Source organism: Nonomuraea solani (assembly GCF_900108335.1).
Lineage (GTDB): Bacteria > Actinomycetota > Actinomycetes > Streptosporangiales > Streptosporangiaceae > Nonomuraea > Nonomuraea solani.
This window is the reverse complement of record NZ_FNVT01000012.1, coordinates 317,678-339,276: the sequence shown is the minus strand read 5'-3', so window position 1 is coordinate 339,276 and position 21,599 is coordinate 317,678. Positions and strand designations below refer to the sequence as shown.

The window sequence follows — 21,599 nt, the reverse complement described above, 5'->3', positions numbered from 1 at the left end:
ATGACGACCGCGAGGATGTACACCTACCTCTCGATGACGATGGCGATGAAGTGCGGAACCATCTGCCCCGCGCCAGAGCCGGTGGGTGCGAAGATGCCTTGCCGCCGCACGATCGATGATCTCGGCTCGTTGCCAGATGCGAAGGTCAACAACGCGCCCAGACTTCATCGTCGTTGAACAAGCGGTCGTTCCGCCGCGTACGATCCCGGGCATTTCGTCAATGGACAGCGAGCCCGCACGCGGAAAGACGCACAACGATGAACCCCACACAGGATGTGGCCGGAAAGAACGCATTCTCGTGGCGGCAGCGCGCGTTGGCGTACATCGCCGAACTGCAGAGCCAGCTTGACGGCTACAACGACGGGTCCGCTCCTGCCCGGGGCGCGCAGCGACATCTCGACGCGGCGCGTGAGGCCGCGGCGGCCGAGCCGAGCCTGAAGGGGGCGTGGTCGGGGCTCGCCGTGGACCGTACCTGGGCGAACATCAACAAGGTCGAGGTCGCCCTGCTGAAGCTGATCCCGGATATGGAGCTCCCCTGGTGGGGCAGTGACGTGCTCGCGCGTGCGTTGCAGCACCTGGGGCCGCAGGATCCGCGCAGGGCCAAGCTGGAGGAGCACCTTGGTGGTCAGGACGGCAAGCTGTCGCCGCAGGACCGTACTCTGGCGGTGATCACGCTTCAGGCGGCCAACATCGCCGCGCAGCAGGAGAAGGTGCGGCTGCGCAGCTTCCGCAACACGATTCTGATCTCCACCGCCGTCATGGCCGTCGTCGCCCTGGCCCTGTCCGTGGTGGGGGCGCTCCACCCTCAGGCGATCAAACTCTGCTTCAACGATCCCTCCACCGGGCCAGCGTGCCCCATCGGGCGGCTCCCGAGCCCCTGGGACGTGGCCATCGTGGAGCTCGTCGGCCTGTCGGCGGCATCGCTGGTGGGCGCGATCGGCCTGCGTCACATCCACGGGACCTCGGCTCCCTACACGCTGCCGATCGTGCTGGCGCTGCTGAAGCTTCCGGCCGGGGCCGTGTCCGCGGTCATCGGGCTGATGTTGATCCAGGCCCGCTTCGTCCCCGGGTTGAGCGAGCTCGACACCAGCGCGCAGATCCTGGGCTGGGCGGCTCTCTTCGGCGCCGCGCAGCAGCTCATCACGCGGCTGGTGGACGAGCAGGGCCAGAACGTGCTCAGGAATGTCCGGGATAGCTCTCGCGGCGTGGACAACCCCTGATCAGCCATGTCGCGCGCGGATAGCCGTTCTCTCAAGAATGGGCAGTGCTGAGGGAAAGGCGGGCATCGTCCCATCGCGCTTGGGAATACCGGACGAAGGTTCTCGCGCCGCGACCGCTCATGGCCGACGCGGCCGCATCTCGGGGGAGATCACATGGCCAAGCAGCAGGAGCATCTCGCCGGCGAGCCTCCGGCGCTGCGCGAGCCGCCCGCGCCTGAGTCGTACGAGCGTTATGTCGGGGGCACGCCCGAGCGAGAACGGGTGATCTTCGAGAAGCTCGCCCGCGATCTCATGCGGGTCCAGTTGAAGATCAAGGAGCGCGGCCGCGCCCCCGGGATCGACCGGGCCTTCCACGCCAAGGCGATCCTCGGCGTCGAGAACGCCACCTTGAGGTTCCACACCGCCCTGCCCGAGGACCTGCGGACCGGATTCGCGCAGCCCGGCGCCGAGTACCCGGTCATCGTCCGATTGTCGAACGCGAGCGGCACCCGCCAGCCCGACCTCGCCCCGGACCTGCGGGGCGCGGCACTGCGGGTTCAGGTGGGGCCGGATGAGACCCACGACCTCCTCATGACGAACCATCCGGTCTCCCACGCGCGGAACGCGCGCGAGTTCGTGGTGTTCGCGCAGGTCATGGCGGGCGCGAGCACCAACGTGCGCAAGGCCGTGGCCCTGTACGCCAGGCTGCCCTGGGCTCTGGGCTGGTCCACCGCCGCTCGTATGCGGCGCAACGTGCTCGCCGGGTCCCGCCGTGAGGTGCGCAGCCTGGCTCTGGAGACGTACTGGAGCCGTGGCGCCATCCTGTGGGGCGCGGCCGGGCCGGTGCGCTACCGGCTGCGGCCGGCCTCGGGAGCCCCGGCGGCGCCCCCGCCCCCAAGCGGGGATGACGACTACCTGTCGCACGAGCTCGAAGCCCGGCTGGCCAGGCAGGACGTCGTCTTCGACCTGTGCGTGCAGCGGTTCGAGGACGTCCGGCTCACGCCTGTCGAGAACGGCGCGGCGGACTGGCCGGACGAGGACGTGCCGGTCGTCCCCGTGGCCACGCTGACGATCCCGCGCCAGAACCTGGACACCGCGGAGGCGCGCGCCACGGCGGCACGCATCGACCACCTCGCCTTCGACCCGTGGAACACCACCGGCGAGTTCCGTCCTCTCGGCAACCTGAACCGCGCGCGCAAGGCCGCCTACGAGGCCGGCAGCGCCCATCGGCGCGGACTCCGCTTCCTGACGCCGCCGCCGGAACGCAACCTCGTCGTCGGCGCGCTGCTGCGCGCCGGGTTCGGCGTCCTCAGCCGTTTCGTCCCGTGGCACAGACTGCCGACCTGGCTCGGCCTGCTCAATGTCGCGACCATCCGGCAGGTGCTGCGCCGGGACAACCTCATCGACACCGACGCGGAGCAGGGCCCGCCCGCGGCGCACCCGGTGCCTCCGCCCATCGATGAGCACGTGCGTGTCCGGCGGACCTACGACGGCACCTTCAACGACCTGTCCGCGCCCACGATGGGCGCGCTCGGCTCACCCTTCGGCCGCAACCTCGCGCCCGTGCACCGGCCGGACCTGTTCGACGAGCCCAACCCGGTGGTCGTCAGCAGAGAACTGCTCCACCGTGAGACCTTCATCCCGGCCAGGTCGCTGAACGTCCTCGCCGCCGCCTGGATCCAGTTCCAGGTGCACGACTGGGTCGACCACAAGCGCTGCCCACCCGGGACGAAGAACGTCGAGGTGCCGCTTCCCCATGGCATGACCTGGGTCAACTCATCCGGAGGCGCACCTGAGAGGGTGATGCGTTTCGCCGAGAACGAGGATCTGCGCCCGGCCGGCGGCGCGGGGTCGCCGATTCTGTCGGCCAACGCGGCCTCCCACTGGTGGGACGGTTCGGAGGTCTATGGCGGCGACGAGAGCGTCGCCAAGTCCCTGCGCGAGCCGGGCGGCGGTGCTTCGCTGCGCCTGGAGGACGGCCACCTGGCGCCAGGACCGGACGGCATCCCGATCACGGGGTTTCGCGAGAACTGGTGGCTGGGGCTCAGCGTCATGCACACCCTCTTCGCCCGCGAGCACAACGCCGTGTGCCGGGCGCTACGGGACGAGTACCCCGGCATGGACGAGGAGTCGGTGTACCACACGGCGAGGCTCGTCGTCTCCGCCCTCATCGCCAAGATCCACACGGTGGAGTGGACGCCCGCGATCCTCGCGACCGAGCTGATCGACATCGGGCTGACGGCCAACTGGCAGGGGCCGCCGAAGAACTGGCTGACCCACCTCGGGCTGTGGCTGGCCGACACGCACGCGCTCACCGGGATACCGCGGACGCTGCCGGACCACCACGGCGCGCCGTACTCGCTCACCGAGGACTTCGTCACCGTCTACCGGATGCACCCGCTGATCCCGGACGACTACGAGATCGCCGACCACAGGAGTGGCCGGCCGCTGGAGAGCCTCGGCTTCAACGACGTGCGGGGCGCCGCCACGGAGCCGCTCATGCGCCGGGCGGGCCTGGCCAACTCGCTCTACTCGTTCGGCATCGCTCACCCCGGCGCGATCACGCTGCGCAACTTCCCGCGCGCGCTGCAGGCGTTCGAGCGAGACGGGGAGATCATCGACCTGTCCGTGGTCGACCTGGTGCGCACCCGCCGCCGCGCCGTACCGCGTTACAACGACTTCCGCGCCGGCCTGCACAAGCCGCGTCTGCGGCGCTTCGAGGACCTTACCTCCGATCCGGACGCCCTGGCCCGGCTGAAGGACGTCTACCGTTCGGTGGACGACATCGACACGATGGTCGGGCTCTTCGCGGAGAACCCGCCCGAGAACTTCGGCTTCGGCGACACCGCTTTCCGCATCTTCATCCTCATGGCCAGCAGGCGGCTCCAGAGCGACCGCTTCCTCACCGTGGATTTCCGACCCGAGATCTACACCCCGCTGGGAATGGACTGGATCGACCGCAACGGCATGACGAGCGTCACCCTGCGGCACTGCCCCGAACTGGCGAGCCTGCTGCCCCGGACCGCGAGCGCCTTCGCGCCGTGGCGGCCGGCCATGCCCGAGGCGAACACCGGCGTCATGCACGACTGAAAGCGAGGCCGATCATGGCCACCACATCCGCCACCAGGCAGGAAGGGCTGGAGGAGCTTCTGGCCCGGCCCCTGCTGGAGACCATCTGGAAACGCCGGACCCACCGCGTCAGCCGCGGCGCGTCCGTCCCGGCGGGTTCGATGAGCTACCGGTCGCCCCACCCGCCGATGCCGCTGACGGAGCTGGAGGAGGCGCTGCTCATCGCGCTCACCGGCTGCTCCGGGCTGACCATGCCCGACCGGCCGTTCGAGGATCCGCGGAACGGCGATCCCATCATGGCCAAGCCCAACCTCACCATGGCCGGCCGGACGGCGGGCAGCCCCGACAACGCGCAGGGCACGCACTTCTTCATGATCAACGACTCCGGCACGTACTACCTGAGGAAGCTCCCCCCGGCTCCGGACCGGCCCTTCACCGCCGACGCGCTGATCGAGCGGGCCCGTCAGGCCAAGGTCCGAGTCCTCGGCCACCGTCTCGACGTGGCCGAGGGGCTGCGGGACTTCCCGGCCTACCTCGACTCCAACCGGTTCCTGTCCAATCTGGCCGGCACCACGATCTTCCTGCCTGTGGTGGACCTCTCCCACCAGTACATCAACTGCCTGATGTTCCTGCTCACCCAGCCGGACGGGGCCAGGCCGACGATCGTCGACGACCGCAACTTCTATCGCCTGGCCGGCGTGGCGAAATGGGTCAAGAACGGATTCCTCAACCCGGACATCAAGCTGCCACTCGGAGCCATGGGGTCGATGCGCACCCAGATCGAGGCGGACCTGCTGGTGCAGAACCTGATGCTGACCGCGGACGCGATGGGGCTGGGCGCCTGGATCCACGGCACGATCCACCCGCAGATCATGCTGGGCGACCCGAAGTTCTCCCGGGCCTACGGCCGGATGCTCGGCTTCGACTTCGTCACGCCGCGCTTCCGCCTCGCCGACGTCCTGCGCTGGCACGTGCCGCTGCCGAAGTACGCCGCGCTGCGCTCCCACCCCGTGGGCCTGCGGGTGGAGGGGGAGCATCTCATCAAGGCCGCCTGCCCGCCCAACCATCCCTCGATGGAGGCGGCCGTGGACAGCGTCGTACGGGCGAAGTTCGGCCCGGGCGGGATCTACACCGACGACGCGACCTTCGCCCACATCTACAAGGGCGACTACGGGCGGCGTTACCTGGCCGAGGCGAGCCCGTACGAGCAGGCGGTCATCGACTGCGCGCGCGACATCTGCGTCTACATCCACGCCACGCACGGCCGGTTCCCCGCACACGCCGACGCCGTGCACGTACCGGGCATCTGGCTGCAGACCCATCACATCGAGCCCGAGTACTACGAGCGGTTCTTCGCGAACGGGACGACCGAGGCGCATCGGCGGCATGACGCGCGATGGCACGCGTGAGAAGGCGATCATGAGAGTGTACGAAGCCATCGTCGCCGGGCTCGAAGACGTCGGGGTCGAGGCGGCCTTCGGCGGCGCGGGGGAGAACGCGGCAGGCCTGATGCTGGCGTTGAAGCACTCGCGGCGGATCCGGCCGATCATCACCCGCCACGAGCAGGCCGCGTCGTTCATGGCCTGCGGGTACGCGATGTTCAGCGGGAAGCTGGGCTTCTGCTTCGCCACGGCCGGGCCCGGGGCGTTCAACCTGTTCTCCGGATTGGCCATGGCGATGTCCGACTCCTATCCGGTCCTGGCCGTCTCCGGATACGCGTCCAGGAAATGGCAGGGCCGGGGCTCGCTGAACGAGACCTCCGGCCTTGCGGGGACCCCCGACTCGCGGGCCATGTTCGCCGCCACGACCAAGAAGTCCTACCTGCTGGAGGATGCCGCCGACACCTGCGAGGTGCTCGAGGAGGCGATCAACATCGCGTTCGAAGGGCGGCCGGGCCCCGTTCACATCCATGTCCCCCTCGACCTGACCGAGCGCGGCGTCAAGGTCGGGAACGTGCGCCCCATCCGGCTCGGCGTCGCGCCGGTCCTGCCCGACCCGGCTCGCGTGGAGGAGATCGCCTCGGTGCTGGCGGACGCCATCCGGCGGCATCGGCGCGTCGTCGTGCTCGCCGGTTTCGGCGCTGTCCGCAGCGGCGCCGGGCCCCAGATCAAGCACTTGGTCGAACGGTTTCAGATCCCGCTGCTGACGACGCTCGACGGCAAGGGGATCATGTCGGAGACCCACCCCCTTGCACTGGGTGTGTTCGCCGACAGCGGTCACACGAGCGCCTGGAAGGCCTTCCGCGAGGCCGACGTCGTCCTGTGCGTCGGCAATTCCCTGAACCAGCACGCCACGTTCGACTACCGCGAGGATCTGTTCGACGGGAAAGTGCTCATCCACGTGAACATCTGGGAGACCGAGTTCCACAAGGCCTACGAGCCCGACCACGCGCTGCTGTCGGATGCGCGCCCGGCGGTCGCGGCCCTGGCCGAGGCGCTGGAGCGGAAGGTCGGCCCGGTTCCCGCCGCGGACGTGGCGGGCAAGGACTACGAGCGCAGGCACATCATCCATCTGACCCGCGGGATCCACCCGGGGATGCTCGCGCAGGCGATCGGCCGGATGCTTCCCGAAGGCGCCGTCCTCCTGGCCGACGCGGGTGCCCATCTCGCGTGGCTCGGCTATTACGTGGACGTCGAGGAGGGCCAGAACTTCCGCAAGGCCGGCTCGTTCGGGCCGATGGCCGGGCATGTCAACGGCGCGCTCGGAGTGAAACTCGCCCAGCCCGGGCGTACGGTCGTGGTCGGCTGCGGCGACGGGTGTTACTCGCTGTCCGGATTCGAGCTGATGACCGCCGTCGAGCACGACATTCCCGTCATCTGGGTCATCTTCGACGATCAAGAGTTCAAGCTGATCAAGCTGTACCAGATCTCGGCGTACCTTGAGAGCGGCCTCGTCGAATTCGAGAACCCGGACTTCGCGGCCTACGCCCGTGCGTGTGGAGCGGACGGATACCGGGTGGAGACGATCGCGGAGTTCGAGGACGCCTTCCGCGCGGCGCTGGGCTCGGGCCGGCCCACGGTGATCGACGCCAGGATCACGCGCTGGGCGATCCCGCACTACAGCCCCTCCCCAGATGGAGTGATCGCCGGCCTGGTGGAGACCCTCGAAGAGCGTCTGCGCGGCGAGGACAGGCGTGAGTGAATAGCACACCGGCGAGCCGAGCCCGTCTCTCAGGCTGGACGTCCCACCGGGACCGGTGATCTCAGCGAGATCCCGACCGCGTGGCCGACCTCGGGGTGGGCGAGATACTCCTCGATGTCGTGAGCGCGGCCCGCCGGGTTGGAGACGGCGCTCTCGTCCGGACCGTCCTGCCAGTGGTCGATCAGCGGGCACCCGATGGCGACCGGGTCGATGGGGCACCAGGCGTTGAACCAGCGCGTCACCCGGTCCGGACGGTGCGGCCCGCCGACGAGCAGGCGCCGGTGCACACTGTCCAGGCCGAGCGGGCTTCCCGCGGTGACGAGCAGCTCGACCTCCACCGCCGGGTCGAGCCGGGTGAGCAGGTCCATGGCCACCACCGTGCCGAGGCTGTGGCTGACCAGCAGCAAGCGGCCGGAGCGCGGCATGTCCCGGAGCACACAGTCCAGGACGGCCTCGCGGACCCGCTGGTCGTCCAGATAGGCGGCCACGTCACCGAAGATCGCGGCGATGAGCAGCCGGTCCAGGTCGGTGGTGTCGGCGAGCCAGCTCAACCCATGGTGTACGGCGTCGCCCAGCCCTTCCAGGTTCCCGGCCCGTGCCGCGGGCATACCGGCCCGGCCGGCCGCCTCGACGATCATCTCCTCGTACAGCCGCCGTGCGGAGCCGGGGGCCGGTGCCGCCGCCTCGGCGGGATCGGCGATGGCCGTACGCGGTGAGCGGGGGAGCGCCTCCAGTGGTCGCATGGACTGGATGAGCTGTTCCGCGTAGAACGGGAAGCGGACGTCGGCCGGCTCGATCGTGGGCAGCCCCGCCCGGGTGAGCCCGCCGTTCAGCCCCGCCGTCCAGTAGCGGCGCAACCGTTCGGGATTCTCGCCCTCCTGGCCGCGGCCGTGCAGGAAGACCAGGTGCCTGTCTCCGCCAAAGGCGGCGGGGGCCGGGAGGTTCGTTTCGATGGACAGCCCGTCGGACGGAGGCGCGGGCCGCGGGACGGTGATGGCCGGGTGCGGGGCGGTGGCGGACTGGAGGCCCGACTCGGGGCCCATCTCGGTCAGGTACGCCGACCGGGCGCCGTCGAGGGGCAGCGCGGCCAGGTGTTTGAGGATGACGCTGATGCGTACACCCTCGTTGGAGATCCAGTCGACGGCGTCGTCCCCGTCTCCCTCACGCCACGGCTGCCCGTCGCACCGCAGGATCCGGCCCTGGCCGTCCGTACGGGGAACGCCGCTGTGGTGCAATGCCGTGACCTCCCACTGGTCGTTGAACACGGGAGAGCCGGAGTTTCCCGGCTCGGTGTCGGTCTGGTACTGGAGGAAGTTGTCCAGGCGCGCCTCCAGCCGGTTCTCGCGGATCGAGATCTCCTTCAGACGACCACTGGGGTGACCGATGATGTTGACCGGCTCACCGACGACCAGCTTGCCGGTCTGCACGCTGAGCCGGTTCCAGCCGAAGGTCTCCCCGGCCGCCCGGCCGTCGGCGTCCGGGCTCACGAGCACCAAGGCGAAGTCGAGGGTGGCGTCGGCGACGAAGAACGCCTCGGGGGCCAGTGTGAACCGCTGGGACACCTCAGGGGTGTTGTCCACGGTGACCTGGGCGTCGAACTCCACGAACGCCGAGCCGGCCGCCGTGGCGTCGGGCAGGACGTGGTGGTTGGTCAGCAGCAGCCTGGGGGAGACCAGGAAGCCGGTGCCGATCGGCAGCTCGCGGCCGTTCTCGCCGACGCAGATCCGGGCGACCGTCCGCGCGGCCCGTGCCCCACGGGGCAGAAAGCTCCATGCCTGCAGGTCCTTGGCCACCCCGAGGATGCGCTCGTACATTCTCGGCTGGTCGAGGGCGTCGGCTCTGGTCGCCTCCAGCGCGGCCTCGACCGGGAGGCCGTTGCGCTGGATGAGGCGGGCGGTTCGGGCGGCGAGCATCTCCTGAGAGTCGGGGAACGCCTCGCCCCGCTCCCGTCTGCGCGTCGCCTCGTCACGGTCGGAGTCGCTCCAGCGATAGCGTTCGGCCGCTGCCTTGGTCTGCTGGCTTTTACGGACTTCGCTTGATATATCCATGACAGTTCGTCACTTTCGCCATGAAACAGGCATCTCCCTTCGAATGTGCGCGGTGTGCCGGAACTTCGTCCATAATCCCGTGGGTCAATTGACCGCGGGTTGACTCGCTTTTCGGCGTTCAATGCCCATGTGAGGTCGTTAAAAATGTCATTGGGATGACTTGTTCTGGCTTTTCTGGTCTTTCCTGGGTCCGTGGTTACCGTGGGAAGTGCTGGAGAGAGGGGAGCCTCATGGGCAACGTCGTCGACTACGTGTGCGCCGAGTCCCTGGACAGGCGAAGCCAGCAGCTCACCCAGGCGGAGCTTGATCGGCTGGGTGAGCTGATGACGGCCGGAGATGACGAGGAGTAGGCCGGCCCGCCCCCCGATGGAGCGCGAGGTGCCGCTCGCCGAGGCCGGACGGCGTTCGGCGGCGGCGCTGAGCGCGCTCGGTCTGCGGGCGGAGCTCTTCGACGTGGGCGGCGGCCGCGATCCGGCCGTCTGGTGGTGCGGGCTGCGGAGCGAGGCGGAGTCCTTGCCGGTGGCCTGCGGGATGGGCAAGGGCGGCAGGCGGGAGGCCCGGCTGGGCGCGCTGTTCGAGGCCGTCGAGCATTACCTGACGGGGCCGGCCAGGTTCGATCCGGACACCGTGGAGCCCGCCCCCGCCGCCGCGCTCGCCGCAGGGCCGCTGCGCGCGGACGTGTGCGCGTTGCTGCTGGGCGGCATGCCGGGACGGCGGATGGCGTGCCGGCGCTATCGTGCCCTGACCGGCGGAGACGACGCGCTGGTGCCGCTGTTCCTGTCGTCGCCCTGGTACGTCGAGACCGGCGCGGCGCCGATGCGCGAGCGGGCCGGTGACGACTGCGACTACGCCCACCTCATGCGTTATAGCTGCAACAGCGGCTCGGCCGTCGGCGTCACCGCGGCGGAGGCGGTGCTGCACGCGCTCAACGAGACCATCGAGCGCGACGCCCTGTCCCTCACGCTGGTGCGCGCCTTTCTCGGCGGGCCCCCCTTCCGGCCGGTGCTCATCGATCCGGGCACGTTGCCGTACGACGTCGCACGAGCGTACGCGGCGGCGGCCGAGGTGACCGGCTCCCCGGTCCACCTGCTGGACATCACCAGTGACCTCGGTGTTCCGACCATGCTGGCGTACACGGCTCCCACGTCCCGCCATCCGCACCGGCGCGGCTCAGGGACGTCGCTGAGCCCGGCCCACGCGGCATGGCGAGCCCTCACCGAGCTCGTCCAGACCACTCTGGGCGGAGGCGCGCACCGTGGGCCGGCGGCGCATCCCGTGCTGGCCGCGTGCGGGCGCTTCGACCTCACCGACGTCCTGCGCGAGGCGCGTGTGGTGCCCTTTCCCGCTGCCGAGCCGGTGGCGGCGGCGCCCGGCGTACAGGTGCGGAGGGTGTCCGCGACGCTGGCGGCGCGGGGCTTCACGGCCTACGCCAGGGTCGTGTGCGCCCTGCCGCGAGGTGTGGTCGCCGTGCACGTGATGGTGCCGGGCCTGGAGAGATTCATGCTGGTCACCGACGGTAACCTCGTCGTTCCTGGACGCAGGGGACGGGATGCCGCGAAAGATGGGTATTTCGCTGAATAGCCTGGCCCGTTTTTCCGATTGATCAACCGTGGGCATGCATATGCCAGTCCCATTATCCGGGTCATATATGCACACAATGGATTTATGTCGGAACAAAATGTGCAGCGGAAGGCCGGCAGGTGGTTCATCTGGGGCGGCCTGTTCCTTGCTGTGACTTTCGTGCTTTTCGTCCTCGCGATGCAGCTCTCCGGTACTCCGGCGAGCACGGCGGGAACCTTCCAGGTCCTCACCGCGATCACCGGCGTGATCATGCTGGGGAACGGCTTCGCGCAGCTCCTGTCCTCGTGGCGTGGATACCGTACGCCCGCGCGCGCCCCGACCTCCGCCGACATCGACACCGCGAAGGACGTCCTCGCCGGTCTGGTGGCCCAGCAGTGGCGGGGGGAGACGGCCCTGCGCTCGCTGGGCGATCCCGAGCCCATGCCGCTGCCCTGGCGCTCCACCGAGCGGCGTGAACTCGTCGACCACCCCGGGATCATCGCCAAGGGCACCGTGTCCTTTCCCGGCCTGGCGATGCACATCAAGGACATGGCGCGCGGTTTCCGCGCCCTGCCCAGCCGGCGGCTGGTCATCCTGGGAGGTCCGGGAACCGGCAAGACGATCCTGGCCGTGCAACTGGTGCTCGAACTGCTCCGGACGCGGGAGCCGGACGAGCGCGTGCCCGTGCTGCTGTCGGCCGCCCGCTGGGACGATCAGGTCCATCCGCGGTTGCAGGACTGGCTGGCGTCGAGCATGACGACGGACTATCCGGCGTTGCGCGCGGAAGCGCTCGGTCCCGGCATCCCCGAGGCGCTGGCGGCCCGTGGCGAGGTGCTGCCCGTCATCGACGGGCTGGACGAACTGCCTGAGCACGCGCGTACCGACATGCTGCGCGCTCTGAACCGTTCGATGTGCGAGAACGATCAGCTCATCCTGACCTGCCGCACAGAGCAGTTCGCCGAATCGGTCGATGAGCTCGGCGACGTCCTCACGGCGGCGGCGGTCATCGAGCCGCAGCCCATGGGCCCCGCCGCCGCGGCCGACTATCTCCAGGCCTGCCTGCCCCCTGTGCCCCGTCCCGCCTGGTCCGACGTGCTGCGGTCGCTGCGCACGGGGTCCGCCCCCGCGCTGGCCGAAGTGGCCGCGACCTCCTTGGGCCTGTGGCTGGTCCGTGTCACCTACATCGCCACCCGCGCGGACCCGGCGCCCTTGCTGGAGTACGGGCGGGGTAGCGCCGCCGAGTTGCACGACCACCTGTGCGACGGTCTCATCCCCGCTCTGGTGAGCACATGTCCACCGGCCGACGGTCCCGCGCAGCCCTTCCGCCCGCAGCACGCGTGGACGCCGGAGCAGGTCGATCGCTGGCTGACGTACCTGTGCCGTGAGCTCTCGGTGAGCGAGGAGGACACGAGGGACCTGGCATGGTGGCATCTGGCCCGCCACACCCCCAACCGGTCTGTGCGGTTCTGGAGCGGGATCGCGGTCGGCGTGGTGGTGTGCGTGGCCTTCACCCTCGCGGGCGGCATCCCGCACGCCGCCGCCGGGCTCGGTGCGCTGTGCATGCTCGCGATCGTGCTCACGACCGGCGCCTGGTTCAGGGAGTCGCCGGGGCACGCGGACTTCCACGTGCGAGGCCGGTTCGTCGAGCTGTTCAGGGTGCTGCGCCCGGGGCTCTTCGTCGGCGCGCTGGGCGCGCTCATCGGCTGGCTGACCGGCACCTTGCTCAGGGGTACGACGGCGGGTGCGACAGCCGCGTGGCAGGTCGGATTGCTGTCGGGAATCGGGTTCGTCGTCATGCTCAGCCTGACCCAGTGGGTCGAGCGTCCGGCCGCGGACGCCGGCGCGAGATCCCCGCGCTCGACCTGGCGCGCGGACCGCAAACTGACCATGATCCGGATCGCCGGCGGGCTCGTGGTCGGGATCACCGCGGCGGCCATCATGTGGGGCCGGCTCAGCCTCAGCGTGGGCATCATCGGCGGGCTGCTGGGCCTGTTGTTCGGGCTCATGCTGGGCCGGCACCACGCCTGGCTGGCCTTCAACCTGACCGTTCCCCGCCTGGCCACCAGGGGGAGCCTGCCGCTGCGGGCGATGGACTTCCTCGACGACGCGCACCGCCTGGGCCTGCTGCGCACGGAGGGGCCGTACTACCAGTTCCGGCACATCGAGCTCCAGCAGCATCTGACCCGCGAGCTGGCCGCGCACCAGGACAGGCCCGCGGACACGGTGCCGCTTCGTTGAAGCATTGGGCGCATTTCAGCATGGCTTGGCAACCGGCAGAACCGGTCAGGGGCATGTTCCGGTGGGGCCGACAGGACCGGTGCCACGTTCCTGGTGGACGACGTCGAGTGAGGGCAGAAGGCCATGGGTGAGAGATACAGCGTGCTGCGCGACATGAGCGGCGTGCGTACGGCGAGTCCGCTGGAGTCGGCGCGGGCGGGCGGCCCGTCGCAGGGGTTCGCCGTCGGCAGCGAACCGCATGTGGAGGTGGTCGAGCTCGCCAAGCACGAGTTGCGCGACGTGTCGCGTGACCCGGAGGTACGGGCGGTGGCACCGGTCATGCCGACGATGCTCATCCAGCCGATCGAGGACGGAGCCGATGGGCGGGCGGAGGCCGAAGCGGCCGCCGCCGCGGCGACGTGGGGTGTCAAGGCCGTGGGCGCCGACGTCACAACCCGGACGGGAGCGGACACGGTCGTGGCCGTCCTCGACACCGGCATCGACGCCACCCACTCCGCCTTCACCGGAGTGACCCTCATTCAGGAGGACTTCAGCGGCTCAGGCTTGGGCGACAAACAGGGACACGGCACGCACTGCGCCGGCACCATCTTCGGCCGGGCGGTGGAGAGCACCCGGATCGGCGTCGCTCCGGGCGTGACCCGGGCGCTGATCGGCAAGGTGCTCGCCGACGATGGGAGCGGCGACACCGAAGGTCTGCTGCGCGGCCTGGAATGGGCGCTGAATCAGGGTGCCCATGTCATCTCGATGTCCCTGGGATTCGACTTCCCCGGCATGGTCCAGCGGCTGGTCGACGCGGGACGCCGGCCCAAGTTCGCCACGTCGCTCGCCCTGGAGGCATACCGGGCGAACCTGCGGCTCTTCGACGCGCTCATGCGGATGGTGGCCGCGCGCGGGGCCATCGGTCCCGGCACCGTCGTCGTGGCCGCCGCCGGTAACGAGAGCGAGCGCCAGAGCGGGCCGGACTTCGAGATCGCCGTGTCGCTGCCCGCCGCCGCGGAGGGCGTCATCGCCGTGGGTGCGCTGGCACAGTCGTCCACCGGCAATGGCCTGATCATCGCGCCGTTCTCCAACACCTTCCCGCAGGTCAGCGCACCGGGAGTGGGCGTGGTCTCCGCGCGGAACGGCGGCGGCCTGCGTTCCCTGAGCGGCACGAGCATGGCCACGCCGCACGTCGCGGGTGTCGCGGCGCTGTGGTGGGAGGAGGTGACGAAGTCGCCGCTGCCGGCGACCTCGTCCACGGTCATCGCGCGGCTGCTCGCGGGCGCCGTCGTCAGCCCACTGGCCACCGGCGTCGATGTGGCGGACCGGGGCGTCGGCCTGGTGCGGGCTCCGTAAAGAGCGAGCCCGCGTATTCACCGGTAAGAGAACGAACAACGGGGGGAATTATCCATGTCGTCTTCCATTGATATCGACAAGCGCTCGCGTGCGAACAGCACCAAAAGGAGTCAAGGTCTCGACCAGTCCATCAAAGTCTGGAACGTGGACAATTTTCCGAATCGTGACGACGCTGCGGCATTCGTCAACGTGGACCCTGCGCAGGGTGCGGGCGAGGCCGCCTTCTCCAACTGCCCTGACGGCTCTGTGGACGTCTACTACTACCTGTAGGTAGTCCATGCGAGGGCGCGCCGGTCGGTGGCCGGCGCGCCCTCTTGCAATCGGTCCTGGTCGCTTTTTTAATGCCTAACGTCGCGTCCCTTAATATGGCAACAGCCACCCCAAAAGGCATCTATGTCGGATGTTTTTCCGACTTTTCCGTGATGTCCTGGATATGCGGGGCACCCTCTGGGAGCCCCGCACAAATGGACGGCCCGCGATCTTAGGCGGCAGGAGACAGACCGCCCCGTGGGATCCGCCATCCGGCATCAAGGAGGTAGCCATGACGGCTCCGGAATTCCACCCTCCCGCACTATCCTTCCCGCCGATCGACAAAAGGCCCGAGGTCAGGGTGTGGCAGCAGCAGCTCAGGGACCGCGGCTGGCACATCGTGGTCGACGGCAAGTTCGGCGAGGAGAGCAGGCGTCTGTGCGCCAACTTCGAGATGGAGCACGGCCTGCCCGACAACGGCGACGTCGACAAGAACACGTGGAACGCCACCTGGACCGCGGGCAGCACGAAAGCGCCGCCGGCGCCCGACCACGTCCTGAAGAAGGGCGACAAGGGCGACAACGTCCGTAAGTGGCAGCGGCAGGTCAACAACCGCGGCTGGAAGGACCTCAAGGTCGACGGGGACTTCGGCTCTCAAACGGAGACGATCTGCAAGGAGCTACAGGAGTTCAAGGGTCTGCCGGTGACCGGCAAGATCGACGAGGACACCTGGAAGGAGGCATGGCTGGAGAAGGTGCCGGTGGGAGCCGGCATGTGAGCGTGTTCTTCACGCCCGGCCGACGTCCCCTGCCCAGGGGCGGCAGGTCCCGTGGCAGGGGACTCTTCTTGACACGGCTGGACTGAAGCCGACGGATCCCGCCTGATCATCCTGATCGGGCGGGGATCTTGTCGTTTCCGCCGGGCCGCCCCCTCGGGACAGTCGGTACCAGTTTTCCCGCCGTGCGGCCCGTCTCGCCGAGTTCGTGGGCCTTCGCCGCGTCCGCCAGCTCGTACGTGCCGGCGGTCTCGGCGCGGATTCCGGCGCCGGTGGCGGCGGCGCTCGCGTTGTTCCCGGCCGGTGCGCGCATCGTGTCCATCTGCACCGGCGCCTTCACGCTCGCCGCCGCCGGGCTGCTCGACGGGCGTCCGGCCACCACGCACTGGAACCTGGCGGCCCGGTTCCGGGAGCTGTTTCCCGAGGTGGCGCTGGACGCGGGCGTGCTGTTCGTCGATGACGGCGACGTCCTGACCTCGGCGGGGGCCGCGTCCGGGGTGGACGTGTGCCTGCACCTTGTCCGTAAGGACCATGGCAGCCAGGTGGCCAACCGTGTCGCGGGCCGGTGTGTCGTGCCGCCCTGGCGGGACGGCGGGCAGGCTCAGTACATCGAGCAGCCGGTGCCGGAGCCGTCGGCGGCCGGGACGGCGGCCACGCGGGAGTGGGCGCTCCAGCGGCTGGACGAGCCGCTGACCCTGACCGATCTGGCCGGGCATGCCCGGATGAGCCTGCGGACGTTCGCGCGCCGGTTCCAGGACGAGGTGGGGATGAGCCCGGGGCAGTGGCTGATCCAGCAGCGGGTCGCCCGGGCGCGGGAGCTGCTGGAGTCCAGCGATCTGCCGGTCGAGCAGATCGCCGGGCGGGTGGGCTTCGCGACGGCGGCGTCGTTGCGGCAGCATCTGCACGTCGCGATCGGTGTTTCGCCGCAGGCGTACCGCCGCACCTTTCAGGCGGCGGGCGATCGCTGACCTCGCCGAGGTCGCGGTTCCAGAGTGACGTTCGGTAGCGAAGTGGTATGGATCCTCACGGTTCATCGCGCTAACGTCGGTCCCTTGATCCATGCTATGGGCAGCGCAGTGCCGAAAAAGTCCCTTCCACCCCCCAATAGAGGACCCATAGGAGGTCGAGCCGTGAGCTCTGGCAAGAAGATCTGGTCGGCGGCATTGCTCGCCACCGCCGTGCTGGCGGTGACCGCGGCCTGCGGTGGCGGTGGCGAGAGTGCCGATGGCCGGGTCACGTTGCGTTTCTCCTACTGGGGCAGTGACGCGCGCCAGAAGATGACGGATGCGGCCATCGCGAAGTTCGAGGCGAAGAACCCCAATATCGATGTCCAGGGTGAGATCTCCGATTTCCCGAGCTACTACGACCGGCTGTCCACGCAGGTCGCCGGCCGGGACGCGCCCGACGTCATGACCCTGGAGATCCGTGGGCTGCGCGAATACGCCGAACGCGGCACGCTGGCCGACCTGGCCTCCAAGGTCAACACCGCCGACATCGACGGCGAGGTGCTGTCCACCGGCGTCGTCGACGGCAAGCAGTACGCCGTCCCCACCGGCGTCAACGCCTTCTCCATGGTGATCAACCCGGCCCTGGTCGAGCAGGCCAAGGCCACGATGCCCGATGACAAGACGTGGACCTGGGAGCAGTACGTCGAGCTGTGCGCCAAGGTCAGCGCCGGTGGCGGCGGCAAGATCACGGGCACACAGCTGATCTGGCACCCCGCGTACCTGCAGATCTATGCCGCGCAAAAGGGTGAGCAGCTTTACGACGGCAACAAACTCGGGATGTCCGCGCAGACCATCAAGGAATGGTGGGGCATCACGCAGAGCCTGATCGAGACCAAGGGTTCTCCCAACGCCGCCAAGAGCACCGAAATCTATGAGGCCGGCATCGAGCAGACGCTGATCGGCACCAATACCGGCGCGACGATGATGATGTGGAGCAACGTTCTCGGCGCGGCCACCAAGGCGTCGGGCCAGAACCTGGAATTGCTGCGGATGCCGAAGATCGAGGGCGCCAGGACCGGCGGCATGTTCCTGCAGCCGGCCATGTTCTACACCGCCTCCGCCAGGTCGAAGCACGCAGCCGAGGCGGCCAAGTTCATCGACTTCATGGTCAACGACGTCGAGGCCGGCCAGGACATTCTCAGCGACCGCGGTCTGCCGGCCAATGAGAAGGTGCTGGCGGCGGTCAGCGCCAAGTTGCCGCCCGTGGACCAGAAGACGGTGGCGTTCGTGAAGGAGATCCAGGACGAACTGGCCGATCCGCCGGCCGCCCCGCCGAAGGGCTCCAGCGCGATGGAGAGCATTCTCCGGCGTTATTCAGAAGAGGTCATTTTCAACCGGATGACCCCTGACGAGGCCGTGCAGAAGTTCATCACCGAGACCAACGCCTTACTCGCGGGCTGAGTGACGATGCTGCTGGCGGGCCGTTATTCGCTGATGTCGCAACTGGGTCAGGGCGGCATGGGCACGGTGTGGCTGGCCGTCGACGAACTGCTGCGTCAGCAGGTCGCCGTCAAGGAGGTGCGGCTGCCCGCCGACCTGGACGAGGCGGCCAGGAGGGACCTGACCGAACGGACCCTGCGTGAGGCCCGGGCCGCGGCGCGGCTGCGTTCGCATCCGTCGATCGTCACGGTGCACGACGTCGTCATGGACAGCGGCCGGCCGTGGATCGTGATGGAGCTGGTCCACGGCCGTTCCCTCGACCGGATCGTCCGCGAGGACGGACCGCTGCCGCCCGCCCAGGTCGCCTGGGCCGGGCGGCATGTGCTCGACGCGCTGGGCGCCGCGCACGCGATGGGGGTCCTGCACCGCGACGTCAAGCCGGGCAACGTCCTGATGACGCAGGACGGACGGGTGCTGCTGACCGACTTCGGCATCGCCACCGTGGCGGGGGACGCCGCGCTGACCCAGACCGGCCTGCTGAACGGCTCTCCCGGCTACATCGCGCCGGAGCGCTTGCGCGGCGAGGCCGACGGCCCGGAGGCCGACCTGTGGTCGCTGGGCGCCACTCTGTACATGGCGGTGGAGGGCAGAGCGGCCTATACCGGGCCCAACGCGGCGGCGGTGATGGCCGCCGTACTGCTGCGCGAGCCCGCGCCCCCGCAGCGGGCGGGCCCGCTGACTCCCGTCCTCGCCGCGCTGCTGGAGAAGGACCCCCAGCGGCGCTGCACTCCGCAACAGGCGTCGGCGTGGCTTCAGGGCGAGGCTCCCCAGGTCACCCGGCCCACCGCGCGGCGGGCCGCTCCCGCGCGGCGCCGGCTCACCGTCGTGGGCGGTGCGGTGGCGGTCGCGCTGTGCGTGACGGCGGGTGCGGTGATCTGGGGCATGACCCGCCCCGAGGTCCCCGGCGCGACCCCTGAGCAGCCGGCCCACACCGCCAAACCGTCCACGGCGGCCGCGAAGCCGCTGTTCGGGGCCGGACTGCGTTCCTGCGTGCTGAAAGCCGCTCAGGTACGTGCGCTGCTCGGCGCCGGGCTCCAAAGAGACGATCGCAGTCCGCAAATATGCCAGTACTTCGGCGTCAACGGCTCTTACGCCACCGTCGCGGTCTATCGGGTCCCCACCATCAAGGCGGCCAAGGCCAACCTCACCGGTGCGAGGCAGACCTATCAGGGCCTCCGGGACGAGCATCCGGACATCAAGTTCTTCAAGAAGCCCGTGGTCGGCGAGGAGTCGTTCGCCTCCGTCCACCGGGCGGGGAACGGCACGTACACGGCCAACATGGTGTTCCGCATGGCCAACGTCACGGCCACCCTCAGCTACACCGGCCCCCGATCCGGCGCCAAGGCCATCGAGCGCGCGGCGGCGTCCGTGGCCGCGGCCATCGAGCAGAAACGCCCGGATTAGGGCGCAGACTGGAGGACATGGATCTCCCCTGGCTGGCGCTGGGCGCCGGTGAACCCCTGGTGGTGCTGCGCTGGTTCGCGCCCGAGCACTCCGCCAAACTGAGCACCGGCGAGCGGCCGGTCCTGAAGGCGCTGGCCCGGCACTTCCGGGTGCACGCGGTCAACAGGCCGCCGGGCCTGCCGTCCGGCATCACGATGGCCGAGCTCGCCGCACAGCACGCCGAGGCTCTGGCCGGGCGGTTCGGGCGGCCGGTGAACGTGCTGGGCATGTCCTCGGGCGGCTCCCTGGCGCTGCAGTTGGCCGCCGACCATCCGGACGCGGTCCGCCGGATGGTGGTGGCCGGGGCCGCCTGCGTCCTGCCCGAGCACACCGGGCGGGCCCAGCTCCGCTACACCGAGGCCGTCGCGGCGGGCCGCCGGGGCGCACACCACCTGGCCCCGCTGGCCGGCCGCAACCCGCTCACCAGGGCGTTCTTCGCCGCGATGATGTGGCTGGCCGACCCGGCCATCCGCCCCGCCGACCCCATGGACATGCTGCGCTTCGCGCAGGCCGAGGACTCCTTCGACGTACGCGGCCGGCTCGCGGGCCTGCGTACGCCCACGCTGGTCGTCGGGGGTGAGCGCGACCTGGCCTACAGCCCGGAGCTGTTCCGGGAGACCGCGGACGGCCTGCCGAACGGCAAGGTGCTGATCTATCCGGGAGCCAGCCACCTCGGGACGTTCCGCCACAAGAGGTTCGCGAGCGACGTGGCGGCCTTCCTCGCCTAGGGATACACCGACGGGATCAGCCGGGGAGCCGTCCTGGGGCCGATGCCGGCCCGCGCGCAGGCTGCGTGACCAGGGCGCCGGGTGCTGATCACCCGCGGGCCGTGGACCGGGTGATCGCACTGGCGCCGTGGATCACGGAGTAGGCGATTTCGCGCGGGAGCCGATCAGGGCAAGTGCGGCCATCACGACGGCGCCCGAGGTGGCGACCGCGAAGCCGTAGCGCGCGCCGGACGCGTCCGCCACCCAGCCCGACAGTGCCGCCGCGGCGGCGGAGCCCGCGGCGCAGGCGGAGTTCAGCCAGGTGAACGCCTGGGTCAGCACGGCCGGATGGACGGTCCTTTCGGCGCGCACGGAGAGGAGCACCAGAATCGGGGGAATCGTCCCGCCGGTCAGCACGCTGACGAACCCGAGGCCGAGCGGCGAGCCCACCGTCAGCGGCAGCGTGCTCGCCAGTGCCAGCCCGGACACGGCCACCACGAGCTGCACCTGCGACGCCGCCCGCCACCGGGACAGCCCGTACAGCCAGCCGGTCAGCAGGCCGCTGCAACTGGACGCCGCGAAGATCAGCGCCGCCGCGTCCGCCGCGCCGTGCTGAACGGTGAAGGCCGTCGTCGAGACCTGCGAGGCCCCGAAGAACAGGCCGATGGAGACGTTGAGGCCGACCAGCACGACGAAAGCGGGCCGTACGAGCGAGCGTCCCGCCCGGCGGCGCTCGACCGCGCTGGACTCCGGCGCCGGCGCGGTACGGCGCTGCGTGGCGAGAGCGAGCCCGCCCGAGCAGATCAGCGCGGCGGCCAGCAGGGTTCCGAGCGTGGGATACCCGGCCGCCCCCAAAGCGCTGACCAGGAACGGGCCGGCCAGAAAGGCCGTCGCGTTGGCGAGCGACTCCAGAGAGAAGGCGGTACGCAACTCAGCGGCCCGCTCGCCGCGCAGCATTGTCGCCCAGCGGGCCGCCGACAGCGCGCCGAGCTGCGGGATGGTGGCGCCGGCCAGCGCACCGCTCGCGGTCATCAGCCAGGCCGGCACGTCACCGTGGACCGCGGCCAGCAGCGCGCCCACCGCCGCCGCGTGGGCGAGCAGCGCGGGCGGCAGCACCCGGGTCTGGCCGAAGCGGTCGATCAGCCGGGCCAGTTGCGGCCCGACCAGGGCCTCGGCGACCGCGAAGCCCCCGGTCACGAGGCCGGAGACGGCGTAGGAGCCGGTGGCGCCGTACACGAGCCAGACGATGCCCAGGCTCGTCATCGCGATTCCGACCCGGCCCAGGGCGGCGGTCAGGAAGAAGGCCGCGGCCCCAGGAGCGCGCAGCAAATTACGGTAGGTCGCCGACGACATGCGTGTCCCCTCGACTGCCCGGCGGGGCGAGCCAC

Annotated in this window: 16 protein-coding genes; 14 read left to right on the top strand and 2 right to left on the bottom strand. The window is 69.9% G+C overall.

All coding sequences use genetic code 11. The features are described 5' to 3' along the window. Positions 1-15: 15 nt before the first annotated feature. The 5 genes from C4V41_RS62210 (at position 16) to C4V41_RS36620 (ending at position 7,409) form a co-directional block, all read left to right on the top strand. Positions 16-177 carry a hypothetical protein gene (locus C4V41_RS62210; RefSeq protein ID WP_160150514.1) on the top strand — a complete coding sequence of 54 codons (162 nt, stop codon included), beginning with the start codon at positions 16-18 and terminating at the stop codon, positions 175-177. 80 nt (positions 178-257) lie between these two features. Further along, the gene (locus C4V41_RS36635) at positions 258-1,220 is read left to right on the top strand and encodes a hypothetical protein (RefSeq protein ID WP_146103923.1); all 963 of its coding nucleotides are present in this window, start codon (positions 258-260) and stop codon (positions 1,218-1,220) included. 153 nt (positions 1,221-1,373) lie between these two features. Next, entirely contained in the window at positions 1,374-4,289 is a 2,916-nt protein-coding gene (locus C4V41_RS36630) for a peroxidase family protein (protein ID WP_103960551.1), read from the top strand. 14 nt (positions 4,290-4,303) lie between these two features. Continuing rightward, positions 4,304-5,677 carry a hypothetical protein gene (locus C4V41_RS36625; RefSeq protein WP_103960550.1) on the top strand — a complete coding sequence of 458 codons (1,374 nt, stop codon included), beginning with the start codon at positions 4,304-4,306 and terminating at the stop codon, positions 5,675-5,677. Between the two features lie 10 nt (positions 5,678-5,687). After that, positions 5,688-7,409, top strand: a complete 1,722-nt coding sequence (locus C4V41_RS36620; protein WP_103960619.1) for a thiamine pyrophosphate-binding protein — start codon at positions 5,688-5,690, stop codon at positions 7,407-7,409. 29 nt (positions 7,410-7,438) lie between these two features. Here the strand turns inward: C4V41_RS36620 and C4V41_RS36615 are convergent, their stop codons facing one another. Then, positions 7,439-9,457 carry a trypsin-like serine peptidase gene (locus C4V41_RS36615; protein WP_103960549.1) on the bottom strand — a complete coding sequence of 673 codons (2,019 nt, stop codon included), beginning with the start codon at positions 9,455-9,457 and terminating at the stop codon, positions 7,439-7,441. 378 nt (positions 9,458-9,835) lie between these two features. Between C4V41_RS36615 and C4V41_RS36610 the strand changes: the two genes are divergently transcribed. The 9 genes from C4V41_RS36610 (at position 9,836) to C4V41_RS36570 (ending at position 20,232) form a co-directional block, all read left to right on the top strand. Then, a complete protein-coding gene (locus tag C4V41_RS36610) occupies positions 9,836-11,038 on the top strand; it encodes a YcaO-like family protein (protein ID WP_160150513.1) in 1,203 nt (400 codons plus the stop codon). Positions 11,039-11,188: 150 nt separating this feature from the next. Beyond that, positions 11,189-13,255: an NACHT domain-containing protein gene (locus C4V41_RS36605; protein WP_160150512.1), complete on the top strand. Its 2,067-nt coding sequence runs from the start codon at positions 11,189-11,191 to the stop codon at positions 13,253-13,255. A 123-nt stretch (positions 13,256-13,378) separates the two neighbouring features. Beyond that, complete coding sequence (locus C4V41_RS36600; protein ID WP_103960546.1) at positions 13,379-14,590, top strand: S8 family peptidase; 1,212 nt, start codon at positions 13,379-13,381, stop codon at positions 14,588-14,590. A 54-nt stretch (positions 14,591-14,644) separates the two neighbouring features. Next, positions 14,645-14,860 carry a hypothetical protein gene (locus tag C4V41_RS61000; RefSeq protein ID WP_146103922.1) on the top strand — a complete coding sequence of 72 codons (216 nt, stop codon included), beginning with the start codon at positions 14,645-14,647 and terminating at the stop codon, positions 14,858-14,860. 271 nt (positions 14,861-15,131) lie between these two features. After that, positions 15,132-15,617 (top strand): peptidoglycan-binding domain-containing protein, encoded by a 486-nt coding sequence (locus C4V41_RS36595; RefSeq protein ID WP_160150511.1) that lies wholly within the window; start codon positions 15,132-15,134, stop codon positions 15,615-15,617. A 182-nt stretch (positions 15,618-15,799) separates the two neighbouring features. Beyond that, positions 15,800-16,582: a GlxA family transcriptional regulator gene (locus C4V41_RS36585; RefSeq protein WP_235030597.1), complete on the top strand. Its 783-nt coding sequence runs from the start codon at positions 15,800-15,802 to the stop codon at positions 16,580-16,582. Between the two features lie 24 nt (positions 16,583-16,606). Next, the gene (locus tag C4V41_RS36580; RefSeq protein WP_146103921.1) at positions 16,607-18,022 is read left to right on the top strand and encodes an ABC transporter substrate-binding protein; all 1,416 of its coding nucleotides are present in this window, start codon (positions 16,607-16,609) and stop codon (positions 18,020-18,022) included. Between the two features lie 6 nt (positions 18,023-18,028). Then, on the top strand, positions 18,029-19,465 hold the full coding sequence (locus C4V41_RS36575; RefSeq protein WP_103960543.1) for a serine/threonine-protein kinase: 1,437 nt from the start codon (positions 18,029-18,031) through the stop codon (positions 19,463-19,465). A 17-nt stretch (positions 19,466-19,482) separates the two neighbouring features. Continuing rightward, on the top strand, positions 19,483-20,232 hold the full coding sequence (locus tag C4V41_RS36570) for an alpha/beta fold hydrolase (RefSeq protein WP_103960542.1): 750 nt from the start codon (positions 19,483-19,485) through the stop codon (positions 20,230-20,232). A gap of 132 nt (positions 20,233-20,364) precedes the next feature. On the opposite strand, the gene C4V41_RS36565 is transcribed toward C4V41_RS36570, so the two are convergent. Then, entirely contained in the window at positions 20,365-21,564 is a 1,200-nt protein-coding gene (locus C4V41_RS36565; protein ID WP_103960541.1) for an MFS transporter, read from the bottom strand. Between the last annotated feature and the right edge of the window lie 35 nt (positions 21,565-21,599).